The organism is Mesorhizobium sp. P2_E6 (assembly GCF_056403835.1).
Genome location: NZ_JBFUEQ010000006.1, coordinates 88,342 through 108,826, shown reverse-complemented (window position 1 = coordinate 108,826; position 20,485 = coordinate 88,342). Strand labels below are relative to the sequence as shown.

The window sequence follows — 20,485 nt, the reverse complement described above, 5'->3', positions numbered from 1 at the left end:
GGTGAACCGCTCTGGCGCCGTCAGGTCAAAGCGAGTCCAGCGGAAATTTCAGATACCGCCGGCCATTGGCTTCCGGGTCCGGCAACCGTCCGCCATTCATGTTGACCTGCAGCGCATGCAGGATCAGCCTCGGCATCGGCAGTGTCCTGTCGCGGGTTTCGCGCAGGGCAACGAAATCAGCCTCGGTGCGCGCGGCAACGAGGTGGGTATTGCTGGCCTTCTGCATCGCGACCGTGCTTTCCCACAACGGCTCTCGTCCGCCGGGCTGATAGTCATGGCCGACGAAAACGCGCGTCTCGTCCGGCAATGCCAGGATGTCCTGGATCGAGTGCCACAACCGCGCTGCACTGCCGCCGGGAAAGTCCGCCCTCGCGGTGCCGCTGTCGGGCACGAACAGCGTATCGTGGACGAAGGCGGCATCGCCGATCACATAGGTGATCGAGGCCAGCGTGTGCCCGGGGGAGAACAGCACGGTGACTGGAAGGGTGCCGATCCGGAAGGTTTCGCCTCCTCCGAACAGCCTGTCCCATTGCGAACCGTCGGCGGGAAAATTCGGCCAGTTGTAGATCGCCTTCCACAGTTTCTGGACGTCGACGATCCTCTCGCCGATCGCCGTGGGCGCGCCGGTCTTCTGCTTCAGATAGTGCGCCGACGAGAAATGATCGGCATGCGGATGGGTATCGAGGATCCACTCGACGCCCAGCCCCTGCTCGCTGACGAAGTCGAGCAGAGCATCGGCGCTCTTCGTCGCCGTGGCGCCGGACCTCTCGTCGAAGTCGAGGATCGGATCGATGATGGCGCATCGTTTCGTCGCCGGGTCGGCGACGACATACTGGATGGCCCCGGTCGACTTATCATAGAAGCCGCTGACCTGCGGCCTGGCCAAAGCTAGGTCCAATTTCAGCTCCCCCAACCCTTGATGCATGTCGCCCAAAAGTGGCCCCGGCTTTGGGAGAACGACATGCATAACAACTCAGACCTCGGCACGCCGTCTCAATCCGTTCAGAAACGACGCGCTTTGGTCGGCAGGAATGATTTTCTCTACCGGCACCCAAGGAGAGCATGGTTGCCCCCTCGCGCGACCCAGTCAAGTATCATTTCGCCCGCTGCGGCGAGAAAGCCAAAAACCGTTCCGAAGCGCTCAGGCGGATGGCTGCTTGGTCTTCCTGAGATAGGGCAGGATGGTCTCGTAGGCGCCGAAACGCTTGATTGCATCCTCATTGGAGACGGCGGCGGTGATGATGACATCCTCCCCCTGCTTCCAGTTCGCCGGCGTCGCTACCTGGTGTTTGGCGGTCAGCTGCATGGAATCGACTGCGCGCAGGATCTCGTCGAAGTTACGGCCCGTGGTCATTGGGTAGGTGAGCACCAGCTTGATCTTCTTGTCCGGCCCGATGACATAGACCGAGCGCACCGTGGCGTTGTCGGCGGGCGTGCGACCCTCCGACGTCTCGCCGGCGCCGCCCGGCAGCATGTCGTAGAGCTTGGCGACCTTGAGGTCCCTGTCGCCGATCAGCGGATAGTTCACCGAGTGGCCGGTCGCCGTCTTGATGTCGTCCTGCCATTTGCCGTGGCTTTCGACCGGATCGACCGAAATGCCGATGATCTTGACATTGCGTTTCTTGAACTCGCCCTCCAGCCCGGCCATCGTGCCAAGCTCGGTCGTGCAGACCGGGGTGAAATTCTTCGGGTGGCTGAACAGGATCGCCCAGCCGTCACCGATCCATTCATGGAACTTGATCGTCCCTTGCGTGGTCTCGGCGGTGAAGTCCGGCGCGATGTCGTTGATACGAAGGCTCATGGCACATCTCCCCTGAAACAAATTCTGCCAGCAGAGAGGGCTACGGGCGGCAAACCATGCCGCCATCAAGGCGTCCCCACGCTCCGGCATTGCTGCATCTTAGCGCAAAAATCGCGGCCGCGAGATAATATGAAACTCTTGTCGGCGGCAGAACGAACATTTTTGTGCTGCAGACGGCAACGCCAGCGCATGCGAGCCACGAGCCACGTGTGGGCAGGAAGGCTCCGTGCGCCTCAGGCCTTGTTGACCGCCAGCGTCTCCGTCAGATCTTCCATGCGCTGCGCCAGTGCACCAAGCGCGTTGGTCAGCACACTGTCGTTCTTGTCGGCCTTGGTCAGCGCATCGTCGCGCGTCTTGCGCAAGGTCAGCACTTCACTTTCCATGCCCTTGACGCGCTTCTGCAACTCCGAGAGCTCGTCCATCACCATGATGCCGGCCATGACGGTCAGCCGCTGGTCGCCGATCTCGCCAAATGAGTCCTTCAGATGCAAGACATAGCGGTCGAAGCGTTCGGCAAGATCGATCAGATGCTCTTCCTGGCCTTCGTCGCAGGCCATCCGATACTGCTTGCCGTCGATGGAAACCGTGACCTGTGCCATGAGCCTACCTGTCCAGCCCTATCTGTCCAACACAGCGCGGATGGTTTCCATGGCGGTCACCAGCCGTCGCGACACTTCCTTGTTGGCGTCTTCCAGCCTTTCGGCGCGCGCTTCGGAATTGTCGAGTTCTTGCGCCAACCGGGATCTGTCGGCATTCATCCGCTGTACCTCGGCCTCGGCTTCCGAGTAATCGCGTTCATGCTCGAGCTTGGCCGCGACGGCATTTTCCAGCCCCTCGATGGCCTTACTCAGCCTGGAGATGACTTCCTTGAGCGTGGTTTCCCCGGTCATGGCCTTCGTCCTGTGCCCTGCCCATCACCGAATCGTTCGCGTTCAGAACGCGTTATCCGCGAAACATTAGGCACCGGGTGAAGGCAACGTCAACAAAGCTCTCGCGACTGTCCCCTGCTAACGCTAATGTAGGCCCGCCATCGGCATCATAAGACCGGCAAATACGCACCGATTTGTTGACTAAAAGCCCGCGCCTGCTATGTGTCGCGCACCCTTTTCCAGGGCTCTCCCCAGCCCCCAAACCCCCATTTCTGGAGGAACCATGACGTCGCGTGAACAACATGACCGGATGGCCAATGCGATCCGTTTTCTCTCCATGGACGCCGTCGAGAAGGCTCAGTCCGGCCATCCCGGCCTGCCCATGGGCTGCGCCGACATCGCCACGGTGCTGTTCACACGCTTCCTGAAATATGATCCCAAGGCCCCGCACTGGCCCGATCGCGACCGCTTCATCCTGTCGGCCGGTCACGGCTCGATGCTGCTCTATTCGCTGCTGCATCTGACCGGCTATGAAGACATGACCATCGACCAGATCAAGCATTTCCGCCAGTTGGGCTCGAAGACCGCCGGCCACCCTGAATATGGTCACGCCACCGGCATCGAGACGACGACCGGCCCGCTCGGCCAGGGTCTCGCCAATTCGGTCGGCTTCGCGCTCGGCGAGCGCATCATGAACGCCGCCTTCGGCAACGACCTCATCAATCACTACACCTATGTGCTGGCCGGCGACGGCTGCCTGATGGAAGGCGTCAGCCAGGAGGCCATCGCGCTTGCCGGGCACCTCAAGCTCAACAAGCTGATCGTCTTCTGGGACAACAACAACATCTCGATCGATGGCCCGGTGTCGCTCGCCGACAACACCGACCAGGTTGCCCGCTTCCAGGCATCCGGCTGGAACGCCAGCCACATCGACGGCACGGATCCGGAAGCGATCGCCTATGCCATCGAAGCCGCCCGCCATTCCGACAAGCCGACGATGATCGCCTGCAAGACGACCATCGGCTTCGGCGCGCCGACCAAGGCCGGCACCAACAAGGCACACGGCTCGCCGCTCGGCGCCGACGAGATTGCCGGCGCGCGGAAGTTCTTCAACTGGGATTCGCCGCCCTTCGAGATTCCGGCCGACATCCTCGACGCATGGCGCACCGCCGGCAAGGCCGGCGTCAACGCGCGCACCGACTGGGAAGGCCGCCTCGCCAAGGCCGAAGCGAAGCTGAAGGCTGAGTTCGAGCGCCGCATCGCCGGCAAGCTGCCGTCCAACTTCGACGCCGTCATTGCCGACTACAAGAAGACGCTCTCTGTCGACAAGCCGAAGGTCGCCACCCGCAAATCGTCGGAAATGGCGCTGGAGGTCATCAACGGCGCCGTGCCCGAGACCATCGGTGGCTCCGCCGACCTGACCGGCTCCAACAACACCAAGACCAGCCAGACCAAGAACATCACGCCGGACGATTATGGCCAGCGCTACGTCCACTATGGCATCCGCGAGCATGGCATGGCCGCCGCACTCAATGGACTGACGCTGCATGGCGGCCTCATCGCCTATGGCGGCACCTTCATGTGCTTCTCCGATTATGCCCGTCCGTCGATGCGGCTGGCCTCGCTGATGGGCATCCGTTCGATCTTCGTCATGACCCATGATTCCATCGGTCTGGGCGAAGACGGCCCGACCCACCAGCCGGTCGAGCATCTGGCGGCACTGCGCGCCATTCCCAACCACAATGTCTTCCGTCCGGCCGATGCGGTGGAAACCGCCGAATGCTGGCAGATCGCTCTCGAGTCGGAAAAGACGCCTTCGACTTTGGCGCTGACCCGCCAGAACCTGCCGACGGTGCGCACCGAATTCTCGGCCAAGAACCTGAGTAGCCAGGGCGGCTACGAACTGGCCGCAGCCAGCGGGGAGGCCGCGGTGACGATCTTCGCCAGCGGCTCCGAGGTCGAGATTGCGCTTGCCGCCCGCGAGTTGCTGGAGAAGCATGGTCATCCGACCCGCGTCGTGTCGATGCCTTGCTTCGAATTGTTCGACAAGCAGAGCGACGACTACCGCAAGAAGACGATCGGCAACGCGCCAATCAAGATGGCGATCGAAGCCGGCATCCGCCAGGGCTGGGATCATCTCATCGGCTCCGACGGCATCTTCATCGGCATGACCGGCTTCGGCGCCAGCGGCACCATCGAACAGCTCTATCCGCATTTCGGCATCACCGCCGATGCTGCCGCCAAGGCAGCGGAAGCCCGCTTGCACGGCAAGTAAGGTCTTGCATGTCGCCCAAAAGCGTATCGCGGTTTTGGACAACGACAGGCTGAAGCAAAAAATGCCCCGGCGAAACCGCACAAAGCGATTTCGCCGGACTGGCCCAACCTAATCGATTTAAATCCATGTCGCTGCGGCTGGATTCTTTCCGCTTCCGCCGCTATGAAGCTGCGGACCCATCGTCTGCCCTCCAGCTCCCCGGGAGAGAAAAATGACCGTCAGAGTTGCCATCAACGGATTCGGCCGCATCGGCCGCAACATCCTGCGCGCCATCCATGAATCAGGCCGCAAGGACATCGACGTCGTCGCCGTCAACGATCTCGGCCCGGTCGAGACCAATGCCCATCTCCTGCGCTTCGACAGCGTGCATGGCCGCTTCCCGCACGAGGTTTCGGTCTCCGGCGACCAGATCACCGTCGGCAAGGAAAAGTTCAAGGTCACCGCGATCAAGGATCCGACGCAACTGCCGTGGAAGGAACTCGGCGTCGACATCGCGCTCGAATGCACCGGCATCTTCACCGCCCGTGACAAGGCCGCTGCGCACCTGACCGCCGGCGCCAAGCGCGTGCTGGTCTCGGCGCCGGCCGAAGGCGCCGACCTCACCGTCGTCTACGGCATCAACCACGACAAGCTGACCAAGGACCACATCGTCATCTCGAACGCGTCGTGCACCACCAACTGCCTGGCGCCGCTGGCCGCCGTGCTGCACGAGACGGTCGGCATCGAAAAGGGCATGATGACGACGATCCATTCCTATACCGGCGACCAGCCAACGCTGGACACCATGCACAAGGATCTCTACCGCGCCCGCGCCGCCGCTTTGTCGCAGATCCCGACCTCGACCGGTGCCGCCAAGGCAATCGGCCTCGTCTTGCCCGACCTCAAGGGCAAGCTCGACGGCATCTCGATCCGCGTGCCGACCCCGAACGTCTCGGTCGTCGATTTCAAGTTCATCGCCAAGCGGCCGACCACCGTCCAGGAGATCAACGATGCGGTCATCGCCGCGTCCAACGGCAAGCTGAAGGGCATTCTCGGCGTCACCCATCACCCGAACGTCTCGATCGACTTCAACCACGATCCGCGCTCCTCGATCATGGCGCTCGACCAGACCAAGGTCATGGACGGCAACTTCGTTTCGGTGCTGTCCTGGTACGACAATGAATGGGGCTTCTCCAACCGCATGGCCGACACGGCGGTCGCCTTCAGCAAGACCATCGCCTGATCGCGACGCCTTCCTTCGAGACCTGGAACGCCCGGCTTTGTCCGGGCGTTTTTCATGCGAGCGCCGGGCGCCTTCTCAAATCGTGCCCCGAGCGCCAAAGCGTTCGAAAATCAGGGGCATAGGGCAAAAAACCACCCCGCCGCCTTGCACTGGTCACGTCTTCGCCCCACTCTGCCATAAACCAGGAGACAGACGAATTTGAGGGGCTGATTTCAGGATGGAGCATGCGATCTATCTCGTCACGCTGGTCGGCACAGCACTTGTCGTCGCCGCCGCGTTTTCGAGCCTGATCGCCTTCCGCTTCGGCGCCCCGCTTCTGCTTCTGTTTCTCTGCATCGGATTGGCCACCGGCACCGATGGCCTCGGCATCGAGTTCGACAACGCCCGCATCGCATATTTTGCCGGCTCACTGGCTTTGGCCGTCATCCTGTTCGATTCCGGTTTCGGCACGCCGCTCAACGCCTTGCGGCAGGCGGCGGGACCGGCGCTGTCGCTGGCGACCTTCGGCGTCCTTCTCACCACCGGCCTGTTTGGCGCCGCCGCCCACTACCTGCTCGACCTCACCTGGCTCGAATCGTTCCTGCTCGGCGCCGCCGTCGCCTCCACCGATGCCGCGGCGGTGTTCTTCCTGCTGCGCGCCGGCGAAATCAATCTGCGCGAGCGCGTGCGCTCCACGCTCGAGGTGGAATCCGGCACCAACGACCCGATCGCCATCTTCCTGACCATCACGCTGGTCGAGATCATCGCCGCTCACGCCAACCCCGAGGCCAATGTGCTGGTCACCAGCCTGGCCCTAGGCTTCCTCATCAACATGGGCCTCGGCGCCGTCGTCGGCGCGCTTGGCGGCCTCGCCATCGTGCGCCTCGTCGACCGGCTCAATCTCGATCACGGCTTGCTGCCGATCTTCGTGCTGACCTTGTCGCTGATGATCTTTGCCGCCGCCGGTGCCATCGGCGGCTCGGGCTTCCTGGCGGTTTATCTCGCGGGCTTGATCGCCGGCAATTCCGACATCCGCGCCGTCACCATCCTCAAGCGCTTCCAGGACGGTATGTCATGGCTGGCGCAGATCATCATGTTCCTGATCCTCGGCCTGTTCGCGACGCCATCGCAATTTCCCGCGATCATGGTGCCGGCGATAGCGCTCGGCCTGTTCCTGATGTTTGTCGCCCGCCCGATCGCGGTCTGGCTCTGCCTGATCCCGTTCCGATTGCCGCGTCCCGAAGTCGCCTTCGTCTCCTGGGTCGGCCTGCGTGGCGCGGTGTCGATCCTGCTCGCCATCACCCCGCTGCTCGGCGGGTTGGAAAACGGCCGTATCATCTTCAACACCGCCTTCATCATCGTGCTGGTCTCACTGGTCATCCAGGGCTGGACCGTCGGGCCGCTGGCGCGCCGTCTCGGCCTAATCGTGCCGGCGCGGCTCGGCCCACTAGACAAGGTCGAGCTGGAATTGCCGGGCTCGGCCCATCACGAGCTTCTTGCCTATCGCGTGGCACACGGCAGTCCGGTGGCGCGCGGCGAGCGCATTCCGCGCTGGGCGCGGCCCTCGCTGGTGCTGCGCGACGGGCGCTCGATGCGCTTCCAGGACATGGGCAGGCTCGCCGCCGGCGACCAGGTCTATATTTTCGTGCCGGATCGCTATCCTCGCCTGCTCGACAAGCTGTTCGCCAGCCGCGCGGTGGTCGATCCCGAGGATGCGGATTTCTTCGGCGCCTTCGCCGTGGACCCCGCGCGCTCCGCCGCCGAACTGGAGGCCGCCTATGCGCCCGGTCTGACTGAAGCGGAGCAAAAGCTCACCGTCGGCGCGCTGGTCACTGGGCGGCTCGGCGGCCATGCCGAATATGCCGACCGTGTACTGCTCGGTCCGATCGAGCTGATCGTCCGCGACGTCGACGATAAGGGCAAGATCATGGGCCTCGGCCTTTCCTTCGAGCCGACCGCACCGGTGGCGCGGGTGCCGGTTTTCCTGAGCGCCGGCGAAATCGGCGACCGGCTCTCTGCCTTTATCCGCAACTGGCGCAAACCGACCGAGACGCAATTGGCCGAGGCGCGGGCGGGCGAGAAGCCGGCGCCGGAACCGGCAGCGGAGAAGGCTGCGACCGAGAGCTGACACGGCGATCGCTGCGCTGCCCCTCACCCGCTGCCGGCACGGCCCTGGTACCGGCTTCAAAATTTCGTATCGAACCCAGCCTAAGCCTTGCATCATCGTTGGCGCGGGGTATGGTCCCCCGATTTTTTGCGAAAGGAACCTGCATGGCCGCCTTCAAGACTCTCGACGACATCGGCAACATCAGCGGCAAGCGCGTGCTGGTGCGCGTCGACCTCAACGTGCCTGTCGCCGACGGCAAGGTCACCGACGCCACCCGCATCGAACGCATCGCGCCGACCATCGCGGAGCTGTCCGCCAAGGGCGCCAAGGTTATCCTGCTCGCCCATTTCGGTCGGCCCAAGGATGGCCCCTCGCCCGAATTCTCGCTGGAGCCGATCGCCAGGGCGACAGCCGATGTGCTTGGCCGGCCCGTTGGCTTCGCCAGCGATTGCGTCGGTGACACGGCGGGAAGCGCCATCGCCGCCATGGACAAGGGCGACGTGCTGCTGCTCGAAAACACCCGCTTCTACAAGGCCGAGGAGAAAAACGATCCGGCCTTCACCGAAAGGCTCGCCGCCTGCGGCGACATCTTCGTCAACGACGCCTTTTCCGCGGCGCACCGCGCCCACGCCTCGACCGAGGGGCTGGCGCGTCTGTTGCCGGCCTTCGCCGGCCGCACCATGCAGGCTGAGCTCGAGGCGCTGGAGAGGGGTCTGGGAAATCCGGTCCGTCCGGTGGTTGCCATTGTCGGCGGTGCCAAGGTCTCGACCAAGATCGACCTGTTGATGAATCTGGTGAAGAAGGTCGACGCGCTGGTCATCGGCGGCGGCATGGCCAACACGTTCCTTGCCGCGCGCGGCACCGATGTCGGCAAATCGCTGTGCGAGCATGATCTCGCCAGCACTGCCAAGCAGATCATGATCGAAGCGGCCGAGGCCGGCTGCGCCATCATCCTGCCGGTCGACGGCGTCGTCGCGAAGGAATTCAAGGCCGGTGCGGCCTGCGAGACCGTCGCCATCTCGGAGGTGCCGGCCGACGGCATGATCCTCGATGTCGGCGCCAAAACCGTAACGACCATTGGCGAATGGATCGACCGCGCCGCAACGCTGGTCTGGAATGGCCCGCTCGGCGCTTTCGAGATCGCGCCCTTCGACCATGCGACGGTGGCGGCAGCGAAGCACGCGGCGGCGCGCACCAAGGCCGGCAAGCTGGTCTCGGTCGCCGGCGGTGGCGACACGGTGGCGGCACTCAACCATGCCGGCGTCGCCGACGACTTCACCTATGTCTCGACCGCCGGCGGCGCTTTCCTGGAATGGATGGAAGGCAAGCCGCTGCCCGGCGTCGACGTGCTGAAGCACTAGAGCATTCTTCAGCTAGGCGGAAACGCCTGGCGCCGCGGAAATGCGGCTAAACCGAACGCCTCGATCAACACAAAGAGAGCGGGCAAGGGCTCTCGAGACTTTCAATCGATTCGAGCTTTCCGATGCCATTCCTTTGGCGGTAGACTTCCGTTAAGCGCGGAAGACAACCGTTTCAGGAGAAGCAGAATGAGCGAACGTCTCGAAGACATTGCCGCCGCGATCGTGGCCGATGGCAAGGGCCTGCTGGCCGCCGACGAAAGTTCCGGCACCATAAAGAAGCGCTTCGACGTCATCGGCGTCGAATCGACCGCCGACAGCCGTCGCGACTACCGCGAGATGATGTTCCGCGCCAGGGAGGCGATGACCCGGTATATTTCCGGCGTCATCCTCTACGACGAGACGATCCGCCAGAAGGCCGCCGACGGCACGCCGCTGGTCGATATCATCAAGGCGGCCGGCGCCATCCCCGGCATCAAGGTCGATGCCGGCGCCAAGCCTCTGGCCGGTTTCCCCGGCGACACCGTCACCGAGGGCCTCGACGGCCTGCGTGAGCGCCTTGCCGACTACTACAAGCTCGGCGCCCGCTTCGCCAAATGGCGCGCGGTGATCGACATCGACACCGGCAAGGGCGTGCCTTCGGCCAATTCGATCAGCTCGAACGCCCATGCGCTCGCCCGCTATGCAGCACTTTGCCAGGAAGCCGGCATCGTGCCGATCGTGGAGCCGGAAGTGCTGATGGACGGCGCCCACGACATCGACACCTGCTATGCGATTTCGAAGGCGACGCTGATCAAGCTCTATGACGAGCTCCATGCGGCACGCGTCGTGCTCGAAGGCACGATCCTGAAGCCCAACATGGTGCTGGCCGGCAGGAAATCGGGCAAGGTGAGCAGCCCGGAAGAAGTCGCGGAAATGACGATAAAACTGTTCCGCGAGACTGTGCCGGCAGCGGTGCCTGGCATCGCCTTCCTCTCCGGCGGCCAGGAGGACGAGGAAGCGACCGCCAACCTCAACGCCATCAACGCCATCGGGCCGCACCCGTGGAAGCTGACCTTCTCCTATGGCCGCGCCCTGCAGGCCGCACCGCAGAAAGCGTGGAGCGGCAAGGCCTCGAACGTCGCCGCCGGCCAGGCCGCCTTCACCCACCGTGCCCACATGAACCATCTGGCCGCACTTGGGAAATGGAAGGCGAGCCTGGAGCAGGCCGCCTGATCGGGGCTTTTTCCGTCTTCCTTCGAACCCGGGCCGCTGCGCCCGGGTTTTTGTTTGTGGCTTGCCTGGGCTTGGGACGGCTCGCCTGCATCCCTACTTCCTCTCCGGCGCTGGAGCGTGATCCCGAAACTGGAATCCGGTTTCGCAAGATCATGCTCAAAAACAAACAACCGGCGATGTCGGTTTTCGCCCGTCCCGAACGTCCTTGGGATGACAGACAGGGAGAGGTTCATGAACCGCAACAAGGTCGTTTCGCGCGAAGACTGGTTTCAGGCGCACAAGGCGCATCTGGCGCGCGAGAAACAACTCACCAAGCTTCGCGAGCGCATCGCCGCCGAACGGCGTGAACTGCCCTGGCTGAAGATCCGCAAGGACTATGTCTTCGAGACCGGGCAAGGGCCGAAGAAACTGGCGGACTTGTTTGCCGGCAACAGCCAGTTGATCGTCTACCACTTCATGTTCGGGCCGGGGTGCAACCATCATTGCGAGGGTTGCTCGTTCCTTGCCGACCATATCGACGGGGCCAACCAGCATCTCAGGCATCACGACGTGTCGCTGGTCGTGATCTCGCGGGCGCCGCTGGCCGAATTGCTGCCCTACAAGCAGCGCATGGGCTGGAAGTTCGACTGGGTGTCGTCCTATGCCTCGGATTTCAACTTCGACATGCAGGTCTCCTTCACCGACAAGCAGATCGCGGCTGGCGACACCACTTACAATTTCGAGACAATTCCCCGGACGTCGAAGGAACTTCCCGGCACCAGCGTTTTCTACCGAGACGAGAACGGCGACATCTTTCTCACGTTCATGTCGCGCGCCCGCGGGGGCGAAGCGCTGATCGGCACATATGATTATCTCGACATGACGCCGAAGGGCCGCAACGAGACCGGCCCCTATCATGGCCTGATGGACTGGGTGCGGCTGCACGATGAATATGGCGACCGGTCTGGAGTGCAGGAAACCTGTTGCGATCAGCGTGTCGGCGAGCCGGTCGTTCACCTCGGGCGCAACATGCGCTAAAGGGTGCGCATGCAGCGCCCTCTCGCCCTTCTCACCTGGCTCGCCTACCCGGTCTATGTCTGGCAAGGCCTCGGCGTGCGCCGCCGTACCACGCGCATGCTGCCGGCGCAGGGTCCGGTCATGCACGATATCCAGGGCAAGGCGCCGCCAATCTCGCTTCTGGTGCTGGGGGATTCCTCGGCCGCTTCGGTTGGCATCGGCAATTCGGAGAACGGGCTTGCCGCGCAACTCGCCGTGCTGATTGCGCAGGACACCGGCCGCGCCGTGCGCTGGCGGGCGGCCGGCTTCAATTCGGCAACGTCGGGCCAGATCCGCGACCATGTCCTGCCCAATCTGTCGGCCGATCCGTGGACACATATCGTGCTCGCCATCGGCACCAACGACACCAAGAATTTTCACTCGGTGCCGCGCTTCAAGAAGGAGTTCGGCGGCCTGCTCTATGCGCTGCGCGCCAAATGGCCGGAAGCGCGCGTGGTGTGGTCTCCGGTGCTGGAGTTCACGCGGGCACCGGCCATGCCGTCGCTGCTCGGCAAGATCCTGGAGATCCGTGCCGCGGAGATGAACCGGATGGGCGAACGCCTTTGCCTGGAACGCGGCGCGGTGCCGGCGCCGCGCCTGCCGATCACAAATCCTGAAGAGGGTTTTGCCTCCGACGGTTTTCACGCCTCGGAAGCCGGCTACCGGGCATGGGCTGAGCATCTCGCCGGCCTGGTACTTGCCAGCTGAACTGGAGCCGGGCTTGGTTGGCGCAGGCTTATGTCCAGTGTCCGAGCACGGCTGTTATGGAAATCGCCGCCATCGCCAGCAGCGCCAGCTTCCAGAAGTCGCTGCGCCGTTTCAGCCCCGGCCAGCCGAGCGGCTTGATCAGCTGGATGACCATGATGCCAACAATGACGAGCGCGAGGAGTTTCGACATGCCGCCTTTGACCAGCAACACGGCCGGCTGTCAAAGCACGTCGTCGTTGCCCGAGAAGAATGGGCGCCGCGATCCCGAGCCGGAACGCGGCGCCCGCCTTGACTGAGGAACGATCTACTTCAGCGGCTTGAGGCCGGCCTCGATCGAGGCGCGCTTCGGTTCGAGGAACGGCGGCAAGGCCAGCTTTTCACCCAGCGTCTCCAGCGGCTCGTCGGCGGTGAACCCCGGCCCATCGGTGGCGATCTCGAACAGGATGCCGTTCGGCTCGCGGAAATAGAGCGAACGGAAGTAATAGCGCTCGACCTCGCCGCTCGACGGCAGTCGGAATTCGGCCAGCCGCGCCGTCCATTGATGCAGCGTCTCCTGGTCCGGCGCCCTGAAGGCGACGTGATGGACCGCACCGGCGCCTTGCCTTGCCGGCGCCAGTCCAGGCTGCACAAGGACATGAAGCTCCGCCGCCGGTCCGCCCTTGCCCATTTCGAAGACGTGAACCTGACCTTCCGGCGAGGCATAGTCGCGGGCCTTGCGCATGTTCATCACTTGCGTCACCATCGCCTCGGTGTTGGTGATGTCGGGAACGCTGATGACGATCGGCCCGAGCCCGCGAATCTGATGCTCAGCCGGCACCGGGCTGTGCGCCCAGGGGTGGCTGTCGCCCTCGCCGTCATCGCTGATGAGGCGCAGACGCTGGCCCTCGGGATCCTCAAAATCCAGGCTGGGGTAGCCGCCGATGTCGGCGATCTCACTCGTCGCGATGTTTTCGCTGGTCAGGTGCTGCTTCCACCAGGCAAGGCTTTCCTGCCTGCCGACCCTGAGGCTGGTCCGCACGATGCTATGGGTGCCGCGCCGCTCCTGGCCAACCGGCCAGTCGAAGAAGGTAAGATCGGTGCCCGGTGTCGCTTCGCCGTCGGCATAGAAGAGGTGGTAAGCCGAGGTGTCGTCCTGGTTCACCGTCTTCTTGACCAGCCGCAAGCCCAGCACCTTTGTGTAGAAATGAAGATTTCCAGGCGCATTGGCGGTGATTGCCGTCAGATGGTGGATTCCTGTCAGTTGCAGGCTCATGGTCGTCTCCCTGTTTTTGGGGAATAATTTTCTCCCTCCATATCAGAACTTCGGCCACGTCGCTGAAGACCGCGTATCCTGACAGTCCGTCGCTCAGGATTGAACAATGGACCCTCGATCGATATTCGCTCGGTGAACAATCCCGACCGGCAAGCGTGCTGCATGGCCTCGACTTGATGCAGCGAAAACGATGTCTTCTCTCGGGGTACACTGCGATCACAACTATCGTCCGCGCCCTGCCACCCTCCTGACAGACTGCTGTCAGGAGGGGTATGCGATACTGCCTCCAGTTAAAGAGAGGAGACTAGCTATGAACGGTTCCACCCTTCTGCGCGGCGTGCAGCACTATGTCGGCAAGATACGGACGATGCGCAACGAGATCCGCACCCAGCGGTTCATGAACTCGCTGCCGGCGGACATTCGCAAGGATATCGGCTGGCCGGACATGTATGCCGAACGTCGCTACCGCGGCAATTGAGACGAATTTTTCGACACAGCGGTTGGATGTGGGCGCCCCAAGGCCCAGATAATAAGTCCGGCGCGCAAGGGAGGAGCGAGCTCATGCCCAAACAGAAGCAGATCGGCTTTCTTTTCATCGACGGCTTTGCCGACTGGGAATATGGGCTGCTGGCGGCCTCGGCGGTCGAATGGTTCGGTGCGCGCGCCGTATCGCTGACGCCCGGTGGCAAGCCAGTGACCGGGATCAGCGGTTTTCAGTTGACACCAGATCGCTCTGCTGAAGCTAGGGAGAATGCCGATCTCGACGCCATCGTCGTCATCGGCTCCGACCAGTGGACAGGCAAGGCGCCACCGGATGCGGCAGACCTGCTCACCGCTGTTGCGTCGCGCGGCGGCGTCGTTGGCGGTGTCTGCGCCGGCACGTTGGCGCTGGCCCGAGCCGGCCTGTTCGAGAAGGCCAGGCACACCAGCAATGGCCGCGATTGGATCAACAGTCATGAAGCCGGCTATCCCGGCAACGGCAACTATCAGGACGTGCCGCATGCCGTTGCCGACGGCGCTGTGGTTTCCGCGCCGGGCTCGGCGCCGGGCACATTCGCGCTCGCCTTTCTGAAGACGCTCTATCCGGAAAGAAGCAGCGATCTCGCGCAGATGCGGACGCTGTTCGCCAAGGAGTATGCTGAAGCCTCCTGACAGTATGCTGTCAGGATAGACGTGCAATAGGTGTCGCGAGCAAACTCACTTCGGGAGAAACGCATGGCTTCCATTGCTGCAAAAGCTTCGGCCTGGTTCCAGATTCCCGTCACTGACATGGACAGGACAGGAGCCTTCTACGGGAAGGGCCTCGCGGAATGGTGAAGAGCTGGAACGACAGGCTGAATACGCCCGGTATCAACGGCGTGAAGCCGACGCCGCGCACGATGGCCGATGTCATCGAGGGCCAGCCGATGCTGGTGCCGACTGCACGCCAGGTCGATGATTTCATCCGCTCGATCCCGGAAGGCGTGGAGATGGATGTCCGCGCCCTGCGCACGGCGCTTGCCATCGAGCACGGCGCCGAAGTGACATGCCCGGTCACCATCGGCTATCATCTGCGCACTGTTGCCGAGGCCGCCAACGAGGATCTCGAGCGCGGCATGACACTGAGCGATATTGCGCCGTTCTGGCGCGTGCTCGACTCGAACACGCCGACCACGAGAAAACTGTCCTTCGGCGCGGCATTCGTCGCCGCGCAGCGCAAGCGCGAAGGGCTGAAACCATGATGCATGCCGCCCCAAAACTGTTCTGCGGTTTTGGGCGGCATGCATAGAAACAACGCCGAGGGACCAAACGATGCGCCGCGCCGACAGGCTCTTCCAGATCGTGCAGCATCTGCGCGGTGGCCGTCTGGTCACCGCCCAGAAGCTCGGCACATGGCTCGAGGTTTCCGAGCGAACCATCTACCGCGATATCGCCGACCTGCAGTCGACCGGAGTGCCTATCGACGGCGAGGCCGGGGTTGGCTACATGATGAGGGAGGGTTTCGACCTTCCGCCGCTGATGTTCACGCGTGACGAGATCGTCGCGCTGGTTGCCGGCGCCCGCATGGTGCGCGCCTTTGGCGGCGCCGCCATGGCGCGCGCTGCCGACGAGGCGCTGGTCAAGATCGGTGCGGTGCTGCCGGATGCCGAGAAGGACCGCATCGCCCGCACCGAGATCCACACGCCGATGTGGGTGGTCAGCGACGCCGCCCGCGAAGCGATCGACCTGATCGAGCGCGCGGTCGAAAAGCGCCAGGTTCTGACCATCGACTATAGCGACGAGGCCGGCCGCGGCACCGCACGCGATATCCGTCCGCTCGGCCTGTGGTTCTGGGGCAAGGTGTGGACGCTGGTCGCCTGGTGCGAGATGCGTGACGACTTTCGCGCCTTCCGCATCGATCGCATCGCTTCGGTGGTCATCGCCGGCCGCATCTTCAAGCCGGAGCGAGGCAAGCAGCTTGCCGACTTCTATCGGGCAGTGGAGCGCAGCGAGGATTACGGCATGGCGCCGGACCGTGCTGCGCGGACCTAGAGCAACTCCAGGAAATGGGTGAACGGCGTCAAAGTAAAAAGGAACTGCCGGACCGCACAAAAAAAGCCCGCTCGAAGCGGGCTTTTTGTTGGGTGTCGGAAATATCACTCGTCGTCGTTGTCCGTGTTCTTCGACTTCAGGGCCGAGAGCTTGGCGAAAACGGCGTTGGCGTCGAGCTCGGCGTCCTCGTCCTTCGGCTTCTCCGGAGCCGGCACCAGCCGCTCGGTCAAGGCCGCTGGCAAAAGCGTGTCGCCGACCGGCTGCGCCTGTTCGCGGCCACGCGAAGCGCGGTTGACTTCCATGTCGAGGTCGATCTGCGAGGCGAGACCCAGCGTCACCGGGTCCATCGGCTGCAGATTGGCCGAGTTCCAGTGCTTGCGCTCGCGGATCTGCTCGATCGTCGACTTGGTGGTGCCGACGAGGCGGGAGATCTGCGCATCTTTCAGTTCGGGATGGTTGCGCACCAGCCACAGAATGGCATTCGGCCGGTCCTGGCGCTTAGACAGAGGCGTGTAGCGCGGACCCTTGCGCTTGGATTCCGGCACCCGCACCTTGGGGTCCGAAAGCTTCAGGCGCTGGTTCGGATCCTTTTCGGCTCGCGCGATCTCGTCGCGGGTCAACTGGCCGGTCATGATCGGATCCATGCCCTTGATGCCTTGCGCCGATTCGCCGTCGGCGATCGCCTTGACCTCGAGCGGATGCAGCCCGCAGAACTGCGCGATCTGCTCGAAAGAAAGCGCGGTGTTGTCGACCAGCCAGACGGCAGTCGCCTTGGGCATCAGCAGCGTATTGGCCATTCTAAAAATCCTTCTCGTTCGCCCGCGTTCCCGCGCGGGCGGTGGTTTAGAGCCACCAAAATGGGAAATTCGCGGCCTGTATAGCCGCTCCGTCGCCGCTTCGCAATGTTTTTGGATGTCATCGGCCAGAAACCGTGGCCCGCGACCACTGGAACGGCTTCGCGCTCTTGAGCAGCGACAAACTGGCTTTGCCGACGGAGGCCGCGGTCGACCGGCCCTGGTCGGCCGACCCCCAGAACGACAAAACCCGCCGGACTGGGTCCAGCGGGCTCGGAACCGCGACGGGATCCGTCTGATGCGGCTCTGGCTTCTACGGCACCGTCCGCCTGCGCGGACCGTGCTCGGCTTTAGATGGCCTTGCGGGCGATCTTTTCGATGTCGGCGCGGTTGATGCCGAGATCGTTGAGCTGACGTGCGTTGAGACTGTTCAGTTCGCGCACGGTCTCGGTGTACCTACGCCAGTTACGGAAAGCGCGGATCGGGTTCATGGTAGTCCTCCAAATGGGTTGTTCGTTTCGGTGGTGCTCAAATAGTCATCATCGATCAGGACTTGAACGGCCGTTTTTGCATAGCAATGATGCAAATGCTGCATTGCACCATTAAGCCTCTGTTCATCTTGTAGGCAGCGAGGCGCACGATCAGGATGTGTCGAGATTCAGGTCAGTCCCGCAGCAGCTGAACTCGATGCGGCCTAGCCGACGTCGAGCACGATCTTGCCGATGTGCTCGCCCTCCTCCATCCGCTCATGCGCCCGCCAAGCCTCGCTGAGCGGGAAGATCATGTCCATCACGGGAGCGACCTTGCGCGTGCCGAGCAACGGCCACACCTGCGCCTCCAGCGCTGCCGCGATTGCCGCCTTGAATTCGACGGTGCGCGGCCTCAGCGTCGACCCCGTATGGGTCAGCCGTTTGACCATGATCTTCGACAAGTCGGCGCTCGCCACGGCGCCGCCCTGCACGGCAATCTGCACAATGCGACCCTCAATCGCCGCGGCCTCGTAGTTGCGCGCCACATAGTCGCCACCGACCATGTCGAGGATGACATTGGCGCCTTTGCCAGCGGTCGCCTCCTTGACCGCGGCGACGAAATCCTCCTCGCGATAGTTGATCGCCCGGTCGGCGCCGAGCTTCAGGCAGGCGTCGCACTTCTCCTTGCTGCCGGCGGTGGTGATGACATTAGCGCCGAAAGCCGAGCCAAGCTGGATCGCCGTGGTGCCGATGCCGGACGAGCCGCCGTGGACGAGCAGTGTCTCGCCGCTCTTCAGGCCGCCGCGCTCGAACACGTTGTGCCAGACGGTGAAGTAGTTTTCCGGCACCGCCGCGGCTTCGGTGTGGGTAAAGCCGGCCGGCAGCGGCAGCACACTGCCGGCGTGAACCTTGACATATTCGGCATAGCCTCCGCCGGGTGTGAGCGCGCAGACGCGGTCGCCGATGCGCCAGCGCGATATGTCATCGCCAAGGGCGGCCACTTCGCCCGACACCTCGAGGCCGGGCAGGTCGGACGCGCCGGCCGGCGGCGGGTAGGCGCCCTTGCGCTGCTGGATGTCGGGCCGGTTCACGCCGGCGGCGTGCACCTTGATCAGGATCTCGCCGGGGCCCGGCTGCGGCACGTCGCGCGTTTCGGGTTTCAGCACCCGGGGGCCGCCCGGCACCGAGATCGCGATGGCCGTCATTCTTGCCGGAATTTTCTGTCCGCTCGCCATGTGATTTCCCGTCTTTCCTCGCCGCTATCCGACCGGCTGTTTGCATCGACGCCCCTGCCCTATGTATGCTGATTGCCAAATCAGGCAAATGGCCAATGTGGGAGGAGCGACGATGGCGATCTTCGACGACGAGCCCAAGAAGAAGGCGCGCCCGCACGAGATCGGGCAGGACCTGTCGCTGCTTTCGGTCGGTGAATTGACCGAGCGGATCGGTATCCTGCGCGATGAGATCACCCGCCTCGAAAACGAGCTCAAGGCCAAGGACAGCACCAAATCGGCCGCCGAAGCACTGTTCCGTCGCGGATAGAGGCGGGCGCAGGGCCCGCCGCCGAAAAGCCCGAATGCGACTGTCTTCAGACCCAGCGTCCCCGCCAACCCGAGCCGGATCAAACAATGTTCGCAACCTACCGACCGATCCTCTCGCTGCTTCGCGGCACTGCCTTCCTGCTCGCGGCGTCTGGATTGCACGGGCTGCTGTTGCCGCTGCGGGGTCAGTTGGAAGGCTTCTCGACCGCATCGCTTGGCCTGATGGGCACGGCCTGGGCCGGCGGCTTCGTCACCGGCTGTTTCTTTGCACCGCGCATCGTGCGCCGTGCCGGGCACGTGCGCGCCTTCGGGGCCTTTGCCGCATCGGGCGCCATCGTGGCGCTGCTCACCGGACTGATCATCGACGAGTATGTCTGGATCCTGCTGCGCGCCTTCACCGGCTTCACCATGGCCGGCGCCTTCATGGTCATCGAAAGCTGGCTGAACGAAAAGGCCACCAACGAGAACCGCGGCACCATCTTCGGCCTCTATATGATGGTCACCTATGCCTCGATCATGGGCGGACAGATGATCGTCGCCGGCGGCGACGTGAAATCGGCCTCCCTGTTCATGATCACCGGCATCCTGTTTTGCCTGTCACTGCTCCCGACCGCGGTTTCGACCGCTTCCCACCCCAAGCCGCTGCAGGATGTCTCGCTCGACGTCAAAGGCCTTTATGTCAATTCCCCGGTGTCGGCTGTCGCTTGCGTCCTGATCGGCATCGCCAACGGCGCCTGGGGCACGCTTGGCGCCGTCTATGGCGCGCGCATCCGCATTCCCACGGCCGAGATCGCCCTGATGATGAGCCTGGTGGTCGTTGCCGGTGCCGCCATGCAGCTTCCTGCAGGGCGCCTCTCGGACAAGACCGACCGGCGTTTCGTGCTGGCAGGTGCTGCCTTCGGCGCGGCCTTGGTTGCGCTTGCCATCTTCGTGTTCGAGCCACGCTCCAGCGTCTTCGTCATCGTCTTCACGGCCGCCTATGGCGGCTTCGCCTATACGCTCTATTCGATCGCGGTGGCGCATGCCAACGACCACGCCCGCGCCGAGGATTTCGTCAAGGTGTCGGGCGGCCTGCTTCTGCTCTACGGCTTCGGCACGATGATCGGGCCTCTGCTGGCAGCCGCCTTGATGGGCTGGACGCGCCCGGAAGGCCTGTTCCTGGCGACCGCTTTCGCGCATGTCTGCCTGGCGGCCTATACGTTGCTGCGCATCAGCCGCCGTGCTCCGGTGCCGATCGAAGATCGTGACGCCTTCAAGACGCAACCGGCCGACCGGTCGGTGACGCCGGAAGCATTGCGGCTTGATCCCAGAAGAAAAGCAGAAGCAGACAGTTGAGATTCGAAAGGCT

At 63.4% G+C, this 20,485-nt stretch carries 22 protein-coding genes; 13 read left to right on the top strand and 9 right to left on the bottom strand.

Annotated elements, in window-relative coordinates; all coding sequences use genetic code 11:
* Window positions 1-25 precede the first annotated feature (25 nt).
* The 4 genes from AC1D08_RS16485 to AC1D08_RS16470 form a co-directional block, all read right to left on the bottom strand.
* Window positions 26-925, bottom strand: a complete 900-nt coding sequence (locus AC1D08_RS16485) for an MBL fold metallo-hydrolase (protein WP_457153493.1) — start codon at window positions 923-925, stop codon at window positions 26-28.
* A gap of 216 nt (window positions 926-1,141) precedes the next feature.
* Window positions 1,142-1,801, bottom strand: coding sequence for a peroxiredoxin (locus tag AC1D08_RS16480; protein WP_477227741.1), 660 nt, complete (start codon window positions 1,799-1,801; stop codon window positions 1,142-1,144).
* Between the two features lie 233 nt (window positions 1,802-2,034).
* Window positions 2,035-2,400 carry a cell division protein ZapA gene (locus tag AC1D08_RS16475; protein ID WP_095089345.1) on the bottom strand — a complete coding sequence of 122 codons (366 nt, stop codon included), beginning with the start codon at window positions 2,398-2,400 and terminating at the stop codon, window positions 2,035-2,037.
* A gap of 18 nt (window positions 2,401-2,418) precedes the next feature.
* Window positions 2,419-2,691, bottom strand: a complete 273-nt coding sequence (locus tag AC1D08_RS16470) for a DUF4164 domain-containing protein (RefSeq protein ID WP_457154879.1) — start codon at window positions 2,689-2,691, stop codon at window positions 2,419-2,421.
* 262 nt (window positions 2,692-2,953) lie between these two features.
* Between AC1D08_RS16470 and tkt the strand changes: the two genes are divergently transcribed.
* From tkt to AC1D08_RS16435, 7 genes are all read left to right on the top strand, one after another.
* Window positions 2,954-4,945, top strand: a complete 1,992-nt coding sequence (gene tkt / locus AC1D08_RS16465) for a transketolase (RefSeq protein WP_457154880.1) — start codon at window positions 2,954-2,956, stop codon at window positions 4,943-4,945.
* 211 nt (window positions 4,946-5,156) lie between these two features.
* Window positions 5,157-6,167 (top strand): type I glyceraldehyde-3-phosphate dehydrogenase, encoded by a 1,011-nt coding sequence (gene gap / locus AC1D08_RS16460; RefSeq protein ID WP_095089351.1) that lies wholly within the window; start codon window positions 5,157-5,159, stop codon window positions 6,165-6,167.
* 217 nt (window positions 6,168-6,384) lie between these two features.
* Window positions 6,385-8,274, top strand: coding sequence for a potassium/proton antiporter (locus AC1D08_RS16455; RefSeq protein WP_457150472.1), 1,890 nt, complete (start codon window positions 6,385-6,387; stop codon window positions 8,272-8,274).
* Window positions 8,275-8,417: 143 nt separating this feature from the next.
* Window positions 8,418-9,614 carry a phosphoglycerate kinase gene (locus AC1D08_RS16450; RefSeq protein ID WP_457150471.1) on the top strand — a complete coding sequence of 399 codons (1,197 nt, stop codon included), beginning with the start codon at window positions 8,418-8,420 and terminating at the stop codon, window positions 9,612-9,614.
* Window positions 9,615-9,800: 186 nt separating this feature from the next.
* Window positions 9,801-10,826: a class I fructose-bisphosphate aldolase gene (locus AC1D08_RS16445; protein ID WP_457150470.1), complete on the top strand. Its 1,026-nt coding sequence runs from the start codon at window positions 9,801-9,803 to the stop codon at window positions 10,824-10,826.
* 231 nt (window positions 10,827-11,057) lie between these two features.
* A complete protein-coding gene (locus AC1D08_RS16440) occupies window positions 11,058-11,843 on the top strand; it encodes a DUF899 domain-containing protein (protein WP_457150469.1) in 786 nt (261 codons plus the stop codon).
* A gap of 9 nt (window positions 11,844-11,852) precedes the next feature.
* Window positions 11,853-12,569, top strand: coding sequence for an SGNH/GDSL hydrolase family protein (locus tag AC1D08_RS16435; RefSeq protein ID WP_457150468.1), 717 nt, complete (start codon window positions 11,853-11,855; stop codon window positions 12,567-12,569).
* Window positions 12,570-12,597: 28 nt separating this feature from the next.
* Here AC1D08_RS16435 and AC1D08_RS16430 read toward each other — a convergent pair whose 3' ends face one another.
* A complete protein-coding gene (locus AC1D08_RS16430; protein ID WP_082525434.1) occupies window positions 12,598-12,759 on the bottom strand; it encodes a hypothetical protein in 162 nt (53 codons plus the stop codon).
* A gap of 114 nt (window positions 12,760-12,873) precedes the next feature.
* The gene (locus tag AC1D08_RS16425; RefSeq protein WP_457150467.1) at window positions 12,874-13,821 is read right to left on the bottom strand and encodes a ring-cleaving dioxygenase; all 948 of its coding nucleotides are present in this window, start codon (window positions 13,819-13,821) and stop codon (window positions 12,874-12,876) included.
* A 310-nt stretch (window positions 13,822-14,131) separates the two neighbouring features.
* On the opposite strand from AC1D08_RS16425, the gene AC1D08_RS16420 reads away from it, so the two are divergent.
* The 4 genes from AC1D08_RS16420 to AC1D08_RS16405 all read left to right on the top strand — a co-directional run bounded on the left by AC1D08_RS16420 (window position 14,132) and on the right by AC1D08_RS16405 (window position 16,332).
* Window positions 14,132-14,299: a hypothetical protein gene (locus AC1D08_RS16420; RefSeq protein ID WP_457150466.1), complete on the top strand. Its 168-nt coding sequence runs from the start codon at window positions 14,132-14,134 to the stop codon at window positions 14,297-14,299.
* 83 nt (window positions 14,300-14,382) lie between these two features.
* Complete coding sequence (locus tag AC1D08_RS16415) at window positions 14,383-14,973, top strand: DJ-1/PfpI family protein (protein WP_457150465.1); 591 nt, start codon at window positions 14,383-14,385, stop codon at window positions 14,971-14,973.
* Window positions 14,974-15,131: 158 nt separating this feature from the next.
* Entirely contained in the window at window positions 15,132-15,542 is a 411-nt protein-coding gene (locus AC1D08_RS16410) for a hypothetical protein (protein WP_457150464.1), read from the top strand.
* 70 nt (window positions 15,543-15,612) lie between these two features.
* Window positions 15,613-16,332: a helix-turn-helix transcriptional regulator gene (locus AC1D08_RS16405; protein WP_091578656.1), complete on the top strand. Its 720-nt coding sequence runs from the start codon at window positions 15,613-15,615 to the stop codon at window positions 16,330-16,332.
* A 104-nt stretch (window positions 16,333-16,436) separates the two neighbouring features.
* Here AC1D08_RS16405 and AC1D08_RS16400 read toward each other — a convergent pair whose 3' ends face one another.
* From AC1D08_RS16400 to AC1D08_RS16390, 3 genes are all read right to left on the bottom strand, one after another.
* Window positions 16,437-17,129 carry a DUF1013 domain-containing protein gene (locus AC1D08_RS16400; RefSeq protein ID WP_095089368.1) on the bottom strand — a complete coding sequence of 231 codons (693 nt, stop codon included), beginning with the start codon at window positions 17,127-17,129 and terminating at the stop codon, window positions 16,437-16,439.
* A gap of 347 nt (window positions 17,130-17,476) precedes the next feature.
* Complete coding sequence (locus tag AC1D08_RS16395) at window positions 17,477-17,617, bottom strand: DUF1127 domain-containing protein (RefSeq protein ID WP_095089369.1); 141 nt, start codon at window positions 17,615-17,617, stop codon at window positions 17,477-17,479.
* 203 nt (window positions 17,618-17,820) lie between these two features.
* On the bottom strand, window positions 17,821-18,831 hold the full coding sequence (locus tag AC1D08_RS16390) for an NAD(P)H-quinone oxidoreductase (RefSeq protein WP_477423562.1): 1,011 nt from the start codon (window positions 18,829-18,831) through the stop codon (window positions 17,821-17,823).
* Window positions 18,832-18,943: 112 nt separating this feature from the next.
* On the opposite strand from AC1D08_RS16390, the gene AC1D08_RS16385 reads away from it, so the two are divergent.
* Window positions 18,944-19,138, top strand: coding sequence for a DUF1192 domain-containing protein (locus AC1D08_RS16385; protein WP_378922741.1), 195 nt, complete (start codon window positions 18,944-18,946; stop codon window positions 19,136-19,138).
* An 86-nt stretch (window positions 19,139-19,224) separates the two neighbouring features.
* Complete coding sequence (locus AC1D08_RS16380) at window positions 19,225-20,472, top strand: MFS transporter (RefSeq protein ID WP_095089372.1); 1,248 nt, start codon at window positions 19,225-19,227, stop codon at window positions 20,470-20,472.
* Window positions 20,473-20,485 lie beyond the last annotated feature (13 nt).